The sequence below is a fragment of the Pseudomonas sp. 3A(2025) genome (genome assembly GCF_054589175.1).
The window spans coordinates 166678-180991 of the sequence record NZ_BAAILM010000048.1 but is presented as its reverse complement, the minus strand read 5'-3'; the positions used below and the strand labels follow the sequence as shown (position 1 = coordinate 180991).

Genomic DNA, 14314 nt, shown 5'->3' with positions numbered 1-14314 from the left:
CCCTGAAACCGCTGTATGGAATCTCAACCATGCGCCAGCTGCCCGCCCTCAACATGCTCCGCGTCTTCGAAGAAGTCGCCCGCCACCGCAGCTTCAGCCAGGCCGCTATCGGCCTGAATGTCACCCAGGGCGCCGTCAGCCGCCAGATCAAGCAACTGGAAGACTACCTCGGCGTCGCCCTCTTCATCCGCACGCCACAAGGCCTGTCGCTGACCGAAGCCGGCTTTGCCCTCTCGCCCCACCTGAGCGATGCCTTCGACCATATCGAACGCGCACTGCAAGCGGTGCGCGTGCCCAACCTGCGCCAGCGCTTGCGAATCGTCGCACCGCCGACCTGGGCGACCCGTTGGCTCTCGGCGCGCCTGCGCGGCTTTTGCGAGCGCTATCCCGACATCAACCTCAGCGTCACTCATCAGAACAGCCATGCCAGTCTTGCGGAAATCGACTGCCAGATCCGCTTCGGTCTTGAGCCCTCCGCCCATTGCAGCAGCCAATTGCTGGTGATGGAGCGCCATATCGCCGTGGCCAGCCCGGAGTTGTTCAGCGCGGGTCAACCGCCGGATCTGCAGCGTTTTGCGCTGCTGCATATCCTGCACGACGGCAAGCGCCTGAAGGTGTGGGAAAACTGGCTGGCCGCCATGGGCCGGGAAGATATCGATGCGGATCAGGGCCTGGAATTCAGCACCCTCGACCAGGTGATCCACACCGCCCTGGCAGGCGGTGGACTGGCGGTGATCGATCGGCAGATGATCGAGCGTGAACTGGCCAATGGCAGCCTGTTGCCGATCACCCCCGTGGAAGTGATCGGCCCTTATGGCTATTGGCTGGAGGTGGCGCAGGACAAGCTCGGCTTATCCAAGGTTCGACTGTTTACGCAGTGGCTGGGGCAGGTCAGCAACCCCTGACAACGTGGGGGCTTGCGTCTTGCACGCTTCGCTCAGGGTCAGCGCCTTGGTTTCCGGTGCCCACGCCCAGGAAATGATCGCGCCAAATACGAGGATGGCCGCCAGAATGCCCATGGTCGGACTCAAGCCGATGCCCGCCACGCTGACCGGTAACAGGAACGTACTGACCGCCGAACCCAAGCGACTCACCGCCGTCGCCAGACCAATGCCGCTGGCACGTACTTCGGTTGGAAAACTTTCCGCCGGGAACACGCCCACCAGGTTACTGACCGCCGACAGCACCAGGGTGAACACACCGAACGTCAGCACCATCAACCACGCCATGCTCCCCGGCAACACCGCCAACAGAAACAGAGCGGCCGCGAGGATGATGAACGAGTTGATCAGAAAGCCCCGTCGCGAAAACCTAACCGTGCACCAGATGCCGATCAGCGCGCCGACAATCAGCAGCATGTTAAGCAACAGTTCTGTGCCAAAGCCCTGGGACAAGCCCATCTTTTGCAGGATCGATGGCAGGAACGTGTAAATCGCGAAATACGGCATCACGATGCACACGAAGAACAGGCAGTTGAACGCGGTGCGTTTGCGGTATTCACGGCTAAACAGCACGCCGTAGCCGGAGCGGGTCTGCGCGGAAGGTTCTTCATCCAGCACCACATGCTCGCCAAGGTGCTTCCTGACGATGGCGCGCGCTTCGGCAACACGCCCACGGTTTACCAGCCAGCGTGGCGATTCCGGGGTGCCGATACGGGCGATCAGGATCAGGCCGGCCGGTATCGCCGACGACGCCAGCATCCAGCGCCAGGCATCGTCGCCCAGGCTGAGCATGGCCGTGCCGACGAAGGTCGCGGCGACGTAGCCGAACGTCCAGATCACGCTGAACGAACCGAGCAGGACACCGCGATGTTTCTTCGGCGAAAACTCGGCAAGCATGGCGTGGCCGACGCTGAAGTCGCCGCCCAGGCCAATGCCAATCAGGATGCGGCACAGCAGCAAGCCCATCGCCGTCTCGGCATAGAACTGCATCACCGACGCCACGGTGATCAGCACAAAGCTGACCAGAAAGATTTTCTGCCGACCGAGGGTGTCGGAGATCCAGCCGAAAAACAGGCTGCCGAGGAACAGGCCCATCAGTGCCGAGGCGCCGATAAGGCCTTGCCAGAAGGCATCGAGCTGCATTTGTGGGGCAAGCAGCGTAAAGGCGATTCCGATCAGGCCGAGGATATAGCCATCGGTGAAATGCGCGCCGAAGGTCAGCCCGGCGATTTTCAGGTGAAAGCGGCCAATCGGCAGGTCGTCGATCTTGACGGGTTGAGCAGTCATGGTGTTCTCCATTTTTTTGTTCTTGACGGAGTAACAGCGGGCAAACCCTGTCCCTTGCGAGAACGGACTCGCCCGCACTTTGGAGGCTGTGCCGGTTTAGAGACCGCCCATCAACAGGTATTTGATCTCCAGGTAATCGTCGAGCCCATATTTGGAGCCTTCACGGCCCAGGCCCGATTCCTTGATGCCGCCAAACGGCGCGACTTCGGTGGAAATGATCCCTTCGTTGATGCCCACCATGCCGGCTTCCAGGCCTTCGGCCATGCGCCACACGCGGCCGATGTCGCGGCTGTAGAAGTAGGCGGACAAACCGAACGGCGTGTCATTGGCGCGTTGCAGCACCTCGGCTTCATCCTTGAAACGAAAACACGCGGCCACAGGACCAAAGGTTTCTTCCTGAGCGATCAGCATGTCGCCACTGGCTTCGGTGAGGATGGTCGGTTCAAAGAACGTACCGCCCAGCGCATGGCGACGGCCGCCGCACAGCAGTGTGGCGCCCTTTTCCAGGGCGTCGCCCACATGGGCTTCGACCTTGGCCAGAGCCGCCGCGTTGATCAGCGGGCCTTGTTCGGTTTCACCCTCCAGCGCGCTGCCGACGCGCATGGCGCTGACGGCGTCGGCCAGCTTTCGGGTAAACGCCTCGTACACGCCGTCCTGAATAAAGAAGCGGTTGACGCAGACACAGGTCTGCCCGGTGTTGCGAAACTTCGAGGCCATGGCGCCTTTGACGGCGGCATCCAGGTCGGCGTCGTCAAACACGATAAACGGCGCGTTACCGCCCAGTTCCAGAGAAACCTTTTTCAGGGTGTCCGCCGCCTGGCGCATCAACAGTTTGCCGGTGCGAGTGGAGCCGGTGAACGACAGCTTGCGCACCACGCTGGAGGCTTGCAGTGCGACGCCAATGGCCACGGCATCGCCAGAAACAATGTTGAATACGCCGGTCGGAACCCCCGCCTGTTCGGCCAGGACGGCCAGCGCAAACGCCGACAGCGGGGTTTCTTCCGACGGTTTGAGGATCATGGTGCAACCCGCCGCCAGCGCCGGGCCGACCTTGCGGGTCACCATGGCCAGAGGGAAGTTCCACGGCGTGATCGCTGCGACCACGCCAATGGCTTCCTTGACCACGATGATTCGCGCATCGGCCTTGTGGCTCGGGATCACATCGCCATAGGCGCGCTTGGCTTCCTCGCCAAACCACTCCAGAAAGCTTGCGGCGTAGACCACCTCGCCCATGGCTTCGGCCAGGGGCTTGCCTTGTTCCAGGCTGAGCAGGTGCGCCAGGTCTTTCTGGTTGCTCAGCATCAGTTCGCTCCAGCGCTTGAGGCGCTGGCTGCGCTCTTTGGCAGTGAGCGCGCGCCAGGCGGGCAAGGCACGGTTGGCGGCATTGATGGCCAGATCAGTTTCTTCGGCAGCGGCGCGCTGCACATCAGCAATCAGCGCGCCATTGGCCGGGTTGACCACCGGGTACGTAGGTCCACCGCTGGACCATTGGCCGTCGATGTAGTGACCGGTGCGGATCAGCGGGTTCATGCCACGGCCTCGATCAGATTGAAACGGTCCAGGCCCGGACGGGCTGCACGCAGGATGCGCTTGCCGGCGGTGTAGTCGTTGATCACATCGCACGGGGTGTAATTGCGCTCCAGCTCGTGGAGTTCTTCGGCATCCAGCCGGGTGTCGAGGGCCGCCAAAGCGCTGTCGAATTGAGCGGTGGTGTCGGCGCCCACCAGCATCACATCGACGCCAGGGTGATTGGCCACCCACGCCTGGGCGATCTGGGCGTTCGACACGCCACGGGCGCGGGCGACACGTTGCACCGAGTGGGCGATATCGAACGACGCCTGGTCGCTGTACATCTGCTGGGTAAAGAAATCGGTCTGGTTGCGGGTCGATTGCACTTCGCCGGTGAGCAAGCCACGCGCCAGCGGGCTGAACACCGAGACGCCCAGGCCCTGGTCGCGGCAGAACGGGATCATCTCGCGCTCTTCTTCGCGGTAGGCGCAGTTCAGTTGCAACTGCATATTGATCGGCTTGACCCAGCCATTGCGTTCGCAAGCCATGAGGATCTTCGCCAGTTGCCCCGTCAGCATGGTCGACACGCCGATGTAGCGAGCCTTGCCGGAGCGCACGATGTCATTCAGCGCGCACAACGTTTCTTCGACCGGCGTGTTCACATCGAAGTAATGCAGCATGAACACGTCGACGTAATCCATTCCCAGCCGGCTCAGGGACGCATCGATGCTGTCCATGATGTGCTTGCGTGAATGACCGCTGGCGTTGACGCCGCTGCGGGTTCCGTAACCGACCTTGGTGGTCACCACAATGTCGTCACGGCGTGCCACGCGCTTGAGGATGCGCCCGACCACTTCTTCACCGACACCGGCGGAATAGAAGTCCGCCAGATCGATGAAGTTGACGCCGTTGTCCAGTGCGTGGGCGACGATGGGTTCGCTTTGCTTCTCGTCGAAGATCCACGGTTTCCAGTCCGGGGTACCCATGTTCATGGTGCCCAGGCACAGGCGCGAGACTTGCAGGCCGGAGTTGCCCAAACGGATGTATTGCATGGGATTGTCCTCAGGCCTTGGGCGTGTAGAAAGGGTTGCTGATGTGGTTGACCACATCGGCCAGTTGCGCCGTGTATGGCGTGCCCGTGAGGGCGGCGCGAATCGCGGTGCGACAGGCGTTGTAGTTATTCAGGTAGACAGCATCCAGATCATCGCACCCCGGGTTGACCCAGTTGGCAGTGACGATGGCCCACTCGTCCTCGGCGTGTGGCGGCAAGGTGCCGTCGAGCAAGGCTTCAAGTACCGCCTTGGCGATACCGGCCTGCGACGCACCCCAGGTGGCATTGCCGTGCAGGTCGCTGCTGATCTCGGCCTTATTGACATAGAGGGTCATGGGTTTGACCGGGATATTCGGCTGGGCGATCACCATGAACGGGCAATGTCCCTGGCTCGGCGACGCCAGGCTATTGGCGAAGGCTTGCCCCGCTGGACCGTTACGCGGCCCGAGGAGAATGTTGATGTGCGCGGCATTCACGCCTGGGCCTTCAAAACCTTCGCCTATGTACAAGTCGAGTTCTTTCATGAGTCGTTACTCTGTTGGGCTTTTTAGGGTGATATCGAGGTTTGAAGAGCGCGCGAGGACGTTACAGTGAGGATCCGTCATGGTTGCAAACACTCTTTCTTGTTGTTGATGAGCGGTGTTTGCGATTTTTAGCACTGGGCGGGATAAAGCGATAACCATTAAAAGTCATGGGGGTATGAGCGCCGAACATACCCACCAAGACTCTGTCGTTGTCAGTTATATGTTCTTAAGCGATCTGATTCGCAAACTTGCCTACGGCGTCGACAACTCTTCTGGCACCGTCCTGAATGTCGACAATGACGTTGCCTGCCTGGGTCGCCAACTCAAGGCCCTGCTCCGCCTGGCGCTTGCTGTTCGCCATCTCGCCGACGGTCTCATCGACCAGCTTCTGGTTTTGCAAGACCACAGACGCGATTTCTTCGGTAGCGCTGCTGGTGCGCCCAGCCAGTTTGCGGACTTCGTCAGCGACGACAGCAAAGCCTCGACCCTGCTCACCCGCGCGCGCCGCTTCAATCGCAGCATTGAGGGCCAACAGGTTGGTTTGTTGGGCAATGCTGCTGATCGTCTGGATGATCGAGCTGATTAACAGTGACTGCTTTCCTAGCGCTTCGACACCGCTTGAAGCAGCCTGTATATCGACCGCGACTTTGCGCATGGTGTGCACGGTGTCCTTGACGACCACCGCGCCACGCTGAGCAATGACATCGGTCTGCTGCGAGATTTCAAATGCTGTTTGCGCGGCCTCATTTACTGCTTGTTCATGGGCAACCTGATCGGTGATGACCGTCGCAAACTTGACCACTTTGCACAGTGCGCCCTCAGTGTCATAGACCGGGTTGTACGTCGCTTCCAGCCATACGGTTCGACCTCGACTGTCAATACGCTCAAATCGGCCTGCCACAAACTCTCCCTTGTTCAACGTTGACCAAAAGTCTTTGTACCGTTGGGATGAGGCTTGCTCTGGCGTGCAGAAAATACGGTGGTGACTGCCTTTGACCTGGCTAAGGCCGTAGCCCATCGCGTTCAGGAATTGCTCATTTGCCATGAGTACATGCCCGGAGAGATCGAACTCGATCACCGCCGTCGAACGAAGTAATGCATCGATAAAAGACGCGTTTTCCGATGCTTTTTCCAAGCGTGAGGTGATGTTCGTCGCATGGCAGGTAACATGACTTAACTTGCCATCGCTGTCAGTGATGGGCTGCCAATGTGCATGAAGCCACACCAGTGAACCGTCAGCATGCAAGTACCTGTATTCGTCAGAAATGGACTTGCCTGCGGCGACGGCGGCTCGAAAGTTGTGGAAGCACGGCAGCCTAGAGACGTACTTCGGAACGATATCAGCCATAGCGCGACCGACAAGCTGATTCTGCGTGTAGCCCAATGCCTGCGCAAAATTTTCATTGCAGGCGGTAATAGCAAACGCTGAATCGATACTTAACGTCAGCATTTCGCGATTCAATCCATCGCGCAGCTGGCGCAATGCCAACAGCTCGGTTGCCTGAGATTCAAGCTGATTCTTGATTCTGGTGTTCACGAAGATCACGTCATTAATCCGCAAGGTACAAGCGTTGTGGCAACCACGGTTGCCTTCAAGGGTCAGGATCGTCATCGAGGATCGCGGAAGGATGCTATGAACTTTGGCAAAACTTGTACATTTTTTTATTTTTGTACAGGTTTTGAACTTTTTAACAGGGTGGGCAGGCTTTGCAAAAACGCCTCCACGAGGGAGGCGTTGTCGTACAGGGTCAGTACACCGCGATAAAGTCAGGCAAGATCGAAACGATCCAGATTCATGACTTTGGTCCAGGCCGCCACGAAGTCCTCAACGAACTTCTCCTGCGCGTCAGCACTGGCATACACCTCCGACAGCGCCCGCAACTGGGCATGGGAACCGAACACCAGGTCGACACGTGTGCCGGTCCACTTGACTGCACCGGTCTTGCGGTCACGGGCTTCAAAGATGTCGTGGCTACCGGAGACGGGCTTCCACTCGACGCTCATGTCCAGCAGGTTCCTGAAAAAGTCGTTGCTCAGGGTCTGTGCACGATCCGTGAGCACACCGTGTTTGCTGTGCCCGACGTTGATATCCAGGACCCGCAGGCCACCCAGCAACACTGTCATTTCAGGGGCCGTCAATGTCAGCAGTTGTGCCTTGTCGACCAGCAATGATTCAGCTGAAGCCCGATAGTGGGCCTTCTGATAGTTGCGAAAGCCATCGGCGAGCGGCTCCAGGTAACCGAACGACTCGACATCTGTCTGCTCCTGAGAAGCATCCGTGCGCCCTGCCGTGAAAGGCACCGTGACCTGTAGACCTGCATTTTTGGCCGCCTGCTCCACACCCACACCGCCCGCCAGTACGATCAGGTCCGCCAGCGAAATCTTTTTGCCACCGGCCTGTGCAACGTTGAAGTCGTTCTGGATCGCCTCCAGCTTTTGCAGTACGCCCGACAACTGCTCAGGCTGATTGACGGCCCAATCCTTCTGCGGCGCCAGACGCAGGCGTCCGCCATTGGCACCACCGCGTTTATCGGAGCCCCGGAACGTGGAAGCCGCTGCCCAGGCCGTCGACACCAGCTGCGAGACCGTGAGCCCTGTGGCGAGAATGCGGGCCTTGAGCGTGGCGACATCTTGTTCGTCAACCAGCGGATGATCGACCTTGGGAATCGGATCCTGCCACAGCAACTCTTCTGCAGGTGTATCCGGGCCAAGATAACGCGCAAGCGGGCCCATATCACGGTGAGTAAGCTTGAACCAGGCTCGGGCAAACGCATCGGCCAGTTGCTCGGGGTTGGCCAGAAAGCGGCGGGAAATCTGTTCGTAGGCCGGATCGAAGCGCAGTGCCAGGTCTGATGTCAGCATGCTTGGCGCGTGTCGCTTGCCAGCGTCGTGAGCATCCGGAATCTTGCCAGCGCCTGCACCGTTCTTCGGTGTCCACTGATGCGCGCCCGCCGGACTTTTGGTCAGCTCCCATTCGAAGCCAAAGAGGTTTTCGAGGTACTCGTTGCTCCATTTGGTCGGCGTCGACGTCCACGTCACCTCCAGACCGCTGGTGATGGTGTCCGCGCCCTTGCCGCTGCCGAATGCGTTTTTCCAGCCAAGCCCCTGCTCTTCAAGTCCGGCCGCTTCCGGCTCCGGGCCGACGTTGTCGGCAGGACCTGCCCCATGGGTCTTGCCGAAGGCGTGACCGCCTGCAATCAGCGCCACTGTCTCTTCATCATTCATCGCCATACGGCCGAAGGTTTCACGTATGTCCTTCGCCGAGGCCACCGGGTCCGGAACACCTTCCGGGCCTTCCGGATTCACGTAGATCAAGCCCATTTGTACCGCTGCGAGCGGATTTTCCAGAATGCGTTCGCCATGGGCTGTGCGGCTCTCTTCGCTCCCGTGAAGCTGCGGCTCGGCTACCAGCGTGCCGTCGCCTGGCTGCTGCATGTTCTTTTGCGCGCCGTAACGTTCTTCACCGCCCAGCCAGGTAGTTTCGGTTCCCCAGTAGACGTCTTCTTCCGGCTCCCATACATCCGGGCGACCACCTGAAAATCCGAGGGTCTTGAAGCCCATGGACTCCAGCGCGACGTTACCGGTGAGCACGATCAGATCGGCCCACGAAATCTTGCGACCGTACTTTTGCTTGACCGGCCAGATCAGCCGACGGGCCTTATCGAGGCTAACGTTGTCAGGCCAGCTGTTGAGGGGCGCAAATCGCTGTTGACCGGCACCCGCGCCGCCACGGCCATCACCGACACGGTAAGTGCCGGCGCTGTGCCAGGCCATGCGAATGAACAGCGGACCATAATGGCCAAAGTCCGCCGGCCACCAGTCCTGAGACCGGGTCATGACATCGCGCAAATCCTGCTTGACGGCATCAAGGTCAAGGCTCTTGAACGCCTTGGCGTAATCGAAGCCCTCGCCCATCGGATCGCTGAGGGAGGAATGCTGATGCAGTATTTTCAGGTTCAGTTGCTTGGGCCACCAGTCTCGATTGGTGGTGCCGCCACCCGCTGCATGATTGAAGGGACATTTCGATTCAGTCGACATGATTGATACACCTTTTGGTCATCTTCATCCCACCGTCAGCGTCCGCTGACACAGACGTTTACTCAGACTAGCGCCCTTTTTAAAAAGATCTAATAGTCAGAGCCTTATCGCTCGATAGGCAGACTCTTTGTACCCAAGGCTTTCAACATTGCCGAACCGTAATCGCCCCGTTCAGCAAAACGCCCGACCTGAGTCGGGCGTCTGAAAGAGCACGCAGGGTTTTGCGGTGAACGGCCTACTGGTAGTTAACGCGGTCAATACTCGTCAACGCCAGATACACAACCGGACCATCGTTGCCTGACGGCGCCCGATAACAACCCAGCGCCTGCCAATGATGAACCGCAATCGCCGCCAGTTCCCACGCCATGCCTTCGTCGCCAACCGCAAATGCCTCTTCACTTGCAAATAGCGCAATGCCTGTAATGCTCTCCAGTTCTTTCAATTGCAGCGCCTTCTCGCGCAGGCCCGGTTCCACGGTTGGATTACTCCACGCCCATTTCCAGGTATCGGTCTTGGGCGCAAAAGAGCCAATGTTCAGAATCTGCGCCTCAACGGCCAGCCTGTCTTGCTCATCGAAGAACTGGATCGTGCCGCTTGGCTGGTCCAGCCACCAGCGCGCCATATCACCCAGCCCAAAATCGCGTTGAAGGCCTTCCTGCTTGGCGATGAGCTCCTGCATGGACGTCTCAAGCAGTTGTTCAAAATCATTGTCTGCCATGGTTCTTCCTTTTAGATCAGCACTCGATGAATCTCAGCCACCACTTGGACCGTTGCCTCTTCGATCGTTCCTTCATTACGGCATAACACCCAGCCGTTATCCGCCACCGCTCGCTCGAACGCCTGGGTACTGGCGACATGTTCTTCCAGATGATGCAGCACCGTACTGCCCAGGCCACGCGAGCGTGCCGCTGCCCTGGCCCATGAAACTTCCGGGGCGGTAACAACCCCGACATGCAGGTCGGGAACCTGCACGTTACGCTCGATGTTCAACTGCAGAATCTCTGCAAACGGGACTGTCCGGCGAAACGCCGCATCGGACGGGTACCAACGGTCAATCAGAATGATGCTGTCCGCTGGCTGTTCAGGCAGTACGTTTCGGGAAATCCAGGCACGGCTATCCGCCAGGCGCTCGCACACCTGCCGCTCCAGACCCTGCTCGGGATGTCGGGCGAGCTGGTTGACCAAAGCCATTGTCTCAGCCCGGTGAGGGTCGTTTTTTCTCTCGCAAAGCCGGATCACTTTCTTGTTGTCGACTCTCAGGGCTCTGGTAACAGCCTCCAGGAGCGTGGTTTTACCGGTGCCCTTGGGGCCATCCAGAGAAACAAACAGTGGACGAGTCATCGAGTATTCCAGAGTTACAGCGAGCGGCTTTTCTATTCACACGCTAAGCGGGTAACAAAAAGTCAGGTTGTCTTTTTATCATGGCTGAACACGTGCCTCGTAGGAGATCACCCGCCGCCATGGCGCCGCGCTGTCGCGTAGCTGACATTGGATGTAGGAGGGGCCGGTCGGCGTCCCGATCTGCCGGAATGCCGGACCATCGCGATCGGCTGCGCAGCAGTCGTAGATTTGCAGCGTTTCGACGATTTCTGTGAGCGCTTCGCGCTCAATCGCCAGCAGAGCTGCCTCCTACAGGTGGTGTTTTTTAAATTCAATAAAATCAGAGAGTGAGCGCAAGCTCGCGAATGCTGACTATAAAGCACCGAATATGCTGAATATATGGGCCCTTTCGCGAGCTTTACGCTCACTCCGATGTCCGTGTTTAGTCGCTATAAAAATGTGACCTTACTTTAAGGCGTGACCTGGACGCGCCTGGGCTTTTGTCTAAAGTTCGTCAAGAACGATTAGCAGGGCAATACGACGGCGAGCGCTTCTCCAGAAAGGCTAACATTCCCTCCTTCTGGTCTGCCGTCGCAAACACCGACTGAAACAACCGCCGCTCAAAGCGTACGCCTTCATGTAATGACGTTTCATCCGCACGGTTCACGCATTCCTTGAGCATCAGCACTGCGGTGCGCGAGTGCGCGGCGATACAACGGGCGGTGTCCATGGCCACGGCAAGCAGGTCGGCAGGCGCAACCACCTGCGCTACCAGGCCGTAGCGTTCGGCTTGGGCTGCGTCCAGGCTGCGGCCGGTCAAACACAGCTGCATGGCTTTGGCCCGGCCTACCAGGCGAGTCAGGCGCTGTGTACCGCCTGCGCCCGGAATGACGCCCAGTTTGACTTCTGGCAGGCCGAACCTGGCGTTGTCGGCGGCGATGATGAAGTCGCACATCAAGGCCAGTTCGAAACCGCCGCCCAGTGCGTGGCCGGCGACGGCGGCAATGATCGGTTTACGGCGCTGCGCCACGCGGTCCCAGCGGCCGAGCAAGTCGTCCAGGTAAGTGCCGGGAAAGCTCAGTTCAGCCATTTCCTTGATATCGGCGCCGGCGGCAAATGCCTTGGGCGAGCCGGTAAGTACGATGCAACCGATGCCTGGGTCGCGTTCCAGGGCGTCGAGTGCATGGTTCAGCTCATCGATCAGTTGGGTATTGATGGCGTTCAATACGTGCGGACGGTTCAGGGTCACCAGGCCGACCGCGTCGACCTGTTCCATCAACAGGGTCTGGTAGTTCATGGGTTACCTCGTGGGCGTTACAGGTTGCGTGCAATCACCATGCGCTGCACATCGCTGGTGCCTTCGTAGATCTGGCAAACCCGCACATCGCGGTAGATGCGTTCCACCGGAAAGTCCTTCAGATAGCCGTAGCCGCCCAGGGTTTGCAGGGCTGCCGAGCAGACTTTTTCTGCCATTTCGGAGGCAAACAGCTTGGCCATCGAGGCCTCGACCAGACAGGGCAGCCCGGCGTCGCGCAGGCTCGCAGCGTGATGCACCATCTGCCGGGCGACGGCGATCTGTGTCGCCATGTCGGCGAGTCGAAACGCCACGGCCTGATGCTCGATGATCGGTTTGCCGAAGGTTTTGCGCTCGTGGGCATAGTCACGTGCGGCCTCGAATGCCGCGCGGGCCATGCCCACCGACTGGGCGGCGATGCCCATGCGACCGCCTTCAAGGTTGGACAAGGCAATGCGGTAGCCCTCGCCCGGTTCGCCGAGCAATAGCGACACCGGCACGCGCACGTCGTCGAGCTGGATCTGGCAGGTGTCCGAAGCGTTCTGGCCAAGTTTTTCTTCTACCCGCACGACCTGATAACCCGGCGTATCGGTGGGCACGATAAACGCACTGATGCCTTTTTTACCGGCCGCGGGATCGGTCACGGCGAAGACAATAACCATCCCGGCATGACGGCCGGAGGTAATGAACTGTTTGGCACCGTTGAGCACGTAATAATCGCCCTCCAGGCGCGCACGGGTGCGCAAGTCTGCAGCATCGGAGCCGGCCTGGGGCTCTGTGAGGGCGAAGGCGCCGAGCATTTCGCCTGTTGCCAGTGGCAGCAAGAAGCGCTGCTTTTGCGCTTCGCTGCCGTACTTGAGAATCGGCATGCAGCCCACCGAGTTGTGCACGCTCATGATGGTCGAGCACGCGCCGTCACCGGCGGCAATCTCTTCCAGGGCCATGGCGTAGGCCAGATGGCCGGTGGCCGCCCCGCCCCATTCTTCGGGTACCAGCATGCCGAGAAAGCCCAGTTGCGCCATCTCGCTCAAGGCCTCTGCCGGAAACCGGTGCTCGCGGTCCCACTCGGCAGCGTTGGGTTTGAGTCGTTCCTGGGCGAACTGCCGGGCCATGTCACGGATCTGCAGATCCTGTTCCGATGGAATCATTGCGCTGTCCTCAGTTGATGCATTCGATAGCCAGCGCCGTCGCCTCGCCACCGCCGATACACACTGCCGCCACACCGCGCTTCAAGCCGTATTGGCTGAGGGCATTGAGCAGCGTCACCAGCACCCGCGCCCCGGAGGCACCGATCGGATGACCGAGGGCGCAGGCGCCGCCGTGGACATTGAGGGTGGCGTGAGGGATATCCAGGTCGCGCATGGCCACCATCGGCACCACGGCAAAGGCTTCGTTGATCTCGAACAGGTCGACCTGATCCAGCGTCCAGCCGACACGTGTCAGCAATCGCTGGATAGCGCTTACCGGCGCGGTGGTAAACAGGTCTGGTGCCTGGGCGAACGAGGCATGGCCGGCGATTCTGGCAAGGGGTTTCAGGCCACGCTTTTCGGCCTCCGACAGGCGCATCAGCAGCAGCGAGGCGGCGCCATCGGAGATGGAGCTGGAATTTGCAGCCGTCACTGTCCCGCCCTCGCGAAACGCTGGCTTCAGGGTTGGAATCTTTTCAATGCGCGCCTTGGGCGGTTGTTCATCGCGGCTGACCGTCACGGGTTCGCGGCGAGATGGGGCCTGTACTGCAACGATTTCGCCATCGAAGCGGCCTTCATCCATGGCCTTTTGCGCGCGCAGCAGCGAGGCAATGGCAAAGGCGTCCTGTTGCTCGCGGGTAAAGCCATAACTTTGCGCGCAGGCTTCGGCGAACTCGCCCATCAGGCAGCCCTTGTCATAGGCGTCCTCAAGACCATCGAGGAACATATGATCCAGTACCTTGCCGTGCCCCATGCGATAGCCAGAGCGGGCACGTTCCAGCAGATAAGGCGCGTTGGACATGCTTTCCATACCGCCCGCCAACACCACCGCTGCACTGCCGACCAGCAACTGGTCATGCGCGAGCATCACCGCTTTCATGCCCGAGCCGCACATCTTGTTGACGGTCGTACAAGCCACACTTTGCGGCAGTCCGGCCCCCAGTGCCGACTGCCTCGCCGGTGCCTGGCCGAGGCCGGCCTGCAACACGCAGCCCATGATCACTTCGTCCACGGCATCCCCCGGCACACCGGCGCGCTCCAGTGCGGCGCGGTTGCTGGCCGCTCCCAGTTGCGTCGCACTCAGGTCCTTGAGATCGCCAAGAAAGCCGCCCATGGGCGTGCGCACGGCGCTGACAATAACCACAGGATCGTTGTTCATGACG

General features: G+C 59.8%; 11 protein-coding genes and 2 pseudogenes. 1 reads left to right on the top strand and 12 read right to left on the bottom strand.

The window, feature by feature from the left end:
- The first annotated feature begins 29 nt into the window (after window positions 1–29).
- The gene (locus tag ACYP2A_RS18665) at window positions 30–905 is read left to right on the top strand and encodes a LysR substrate-binding domain-containing protein (protein WP_459747172.1); all 876 of its coding nucleotides are present in this window, start codon (window positions 30–32) and stop codon (window positions 903–905) included.
- On the opposite strand, the gene ACYP2A_RS18660 is transcribed toward ACYP2A_RS18665, so the two are convergent.
- From ACYP2A_RS18660 to ACYP2A_RS18605, 12 genes and pseudogenes are all read right to left on the bottom strand, one after another.
- Window positions 852–2228: an MFS transporter gene (locus ACYP2A_RS18660; protein ID WP_459747171.1), complete on the bottom strand. Its 1377-nt coding sequence runs from the start codon at window positions 2226–2228 to the stop codon at window positions 852–854. The two genes, ACYP2A_RS18665 and ACYP2A_RS18660, sit on opposite strands and share 54 nt — an antisense overlap.
- A 96-nt stretch (window positions 2229–2324) precedes the next feature.
- Complete coding sequence (locus tag ACYP2A_RS18655) at window positions 2325–3758, bottom strand: NAD-dependent succinate-semialdehyde dehydrogenase (RefSeq protein ID WP_459747170.1); 1434 nt, start codon at window positions 3756–3758, stop codon at window positions 2325–2327.
- Window positions 3755–4789, bottom strand: coding sequence for an aldo/keto reductase (locus tag ACYP2A_RS18650; RefSeq protein WP_459747169.1), 1035 nt, complete (start codon window positions 4787–4789; stop codon window positions 3755–3757). Before ACYP2A_RS18650 ends, ACYP2A_RS18655 begins: the two co-directional genes overlap by 4 nt.
- 10 nt (window positions 4790–4799) lie before the next feature.
- On the bottom strand, window positions 4800–5312 hold the full coding sequence (gene fae / locus ACYP2A_RS18645; protein WP_459747167.1) for a formaldehyde-activating enzyme: 513 nt from the start codon (window positions 5310–5312) through the stop codon (window positions 4800–4802).
- Window positions 5313–5538: 226 nt separating this feature from the next.
- A pseudogene (locus tag ACYP2A_RS18640) lies at window positions 5539–5973 on the bottom strand (methyl-accepting chemotaxis protein); the annotation flags it as partial.
- 102 nt (window positions 5974–6075) lie between these two features.
- Window positions 6076–6762, bottom strand: a pseudogene (locus ACYP2A_RS18635) (PAS domain-containing protein); the annotation flags it as partial.
- 317 nt (window positions 6763–7079) lie between these two features.
- The gene (katG, locus tag ACYP2A_RS18630) at window positions 7080–9350 is read right to left on the bottom strand and encodes a catalase/peroxidase HPI (protein WP_459747166.1); all 2271 of its coding nucleotides are present in this window, start codon (window positions 9348–9350) and stop codon (window positions 7080–7082) included.
- Window positions 9351–9585: 235 nt separating this feature from the next.
- Window positions 9586–10068 (bottom strand): DUF6882 domain-containing protein, encoded by a 483-nt coding sequence (locus ACYP2A_RS18625; RefSeq protein WP_459747165.1) that lies wholly within the window; start codon window positions 10066–10068, stop codon window positions 9586–9588.
- 11 nt (window positions 10069–10079) lie between these two features.
- Window positions 10080–10691, bottom strand: a complete 612-nt coding sequence (locus ACYP2A_RS18620) for a dTMP kinase (protein ID WP_459747164.1) — start codon at window positions 10689–10691, stop codon at window positions 10080–10082.
- 493 nt (window positions 10692–11184) lie between these two features.
- The gene (locus tag ACYP2A_RS18615) at window positions 11185–11967 is read right to left on the bottom strand and encodes an enoyl-CoA hydratase-related protein (RefSeq protein WP_459747163.1); all 783 of its coding nucleotides are present in this window, start codon (window positions 11965–11967) and stop codon (window positions 11185–11187) included.
- Between the two features lie 17 nt (window positions 11968–11984).
- On the bottom strand, window positions 11985–13112 hold the full coding sequence (locus ACYP2A_RS18610) for an acyl-CoA dehydrogenase family protein (protein ID WP_459747162.1): 1128 nt from the start codon (window positions 13110–13112) through the stop codon (window positions 11985–11987).
- 10 nt (window positions 13113–13122) lie between these two features.
- Complete coding sequence (locus ACYP2A_RS18605) at window positions 13123–14310, bottom strand: acetyl-CoA C-acyltransferase (protein ID WP_459747161.1); 1188 nt, start codon at window positions 14308–14310, stop codon at window positions 13123–13125.
- Window positions 14311–14314: the final 4 nt, after the last annotated feature.

Excerpts from the sequence above, each read along its gene's own strand:
- ACYP2A_RS18650 (WP_459747169.1), bottom strand. The coding sequence starts at position 4,789 with ATGCAATACATCCGTTTGGGCAACTCCGGCCTGCAAGTCTCGCGCCTG.
- ACYP2A_RS18625 (WP_459747165.1), bottom strand. The coding sequence starts at position 10,068 with ATGGCAGACAATGATTTTGAACAACTGCTTGAGACGTCCATGCAGGAG.
- fae (WP_459747167.1), bottom strand. The coding sequence starts at position 5,312 with ATGAAAGAACTCGACTTGTACATAGGCGAAGGTTTTGAAGGCCCAGGC.
- ACYP2A_RS18620 (WP_459747164.1), bottom strand. The coding sequence starts at position 10,691 with ATGACTCGTCCACTGTTTGTTTCTCTGGATGGCCCCAAGGGCACCGGT.
- ACYP2A_RS18660 (WP_459747171.1), bottom strand. The coding sequence starts at position 2,228 with ATGACTGCTCAACCCGTCAAGATCGACGACCTGCCGATTGGCCGCTTT.
- ACYP2A_RS18605 (WP_459747161.1), bottom strand. The coding sequence starts at position 14,310 with ATGAACAACGATCCTGTGGTTATTGTCAGCGCCGTGCGCACGCCCATG.
- ACYP2A_RS18665 (WP_459747172.1), top strand. The coding sequence starts at position 30 with ATGCGCCAGCTGCCCGCCCTCAACATGCTCCGCGTCTTCGAAGAAGTC.
- katG (WP_459747166.1), bottom strand. The coding sequence starts at position 9,350 with ATGTCGACTGAATCGAAATGTCCCTTCAATCATGCAGCGGGTGGCGGC.
- ACYP2A_RS18610 (WP_459747162.1), bottom strand. The coding sequence starts at position 13,112 with ATGATTCCATCGGAACAGGATCTGCAGATCCGTGACATGGCCCGGCAG.
- ACYP2A_RS18615 (WP_459747163.1), bottom strand. The coding sequence starts at position 11,967 with ATGAACTACCAGACCCTGTTGATGGAACAGGTCGACGCGGTCGGCCTG.
- ACYP2A_RS18655 (WP_459747170.1), bottom strand. The coding sequence starts at position 3,758 with ATGAACCCGCTGATCCGCACCGGTCACTACATCGACGGCCAATGGTCC.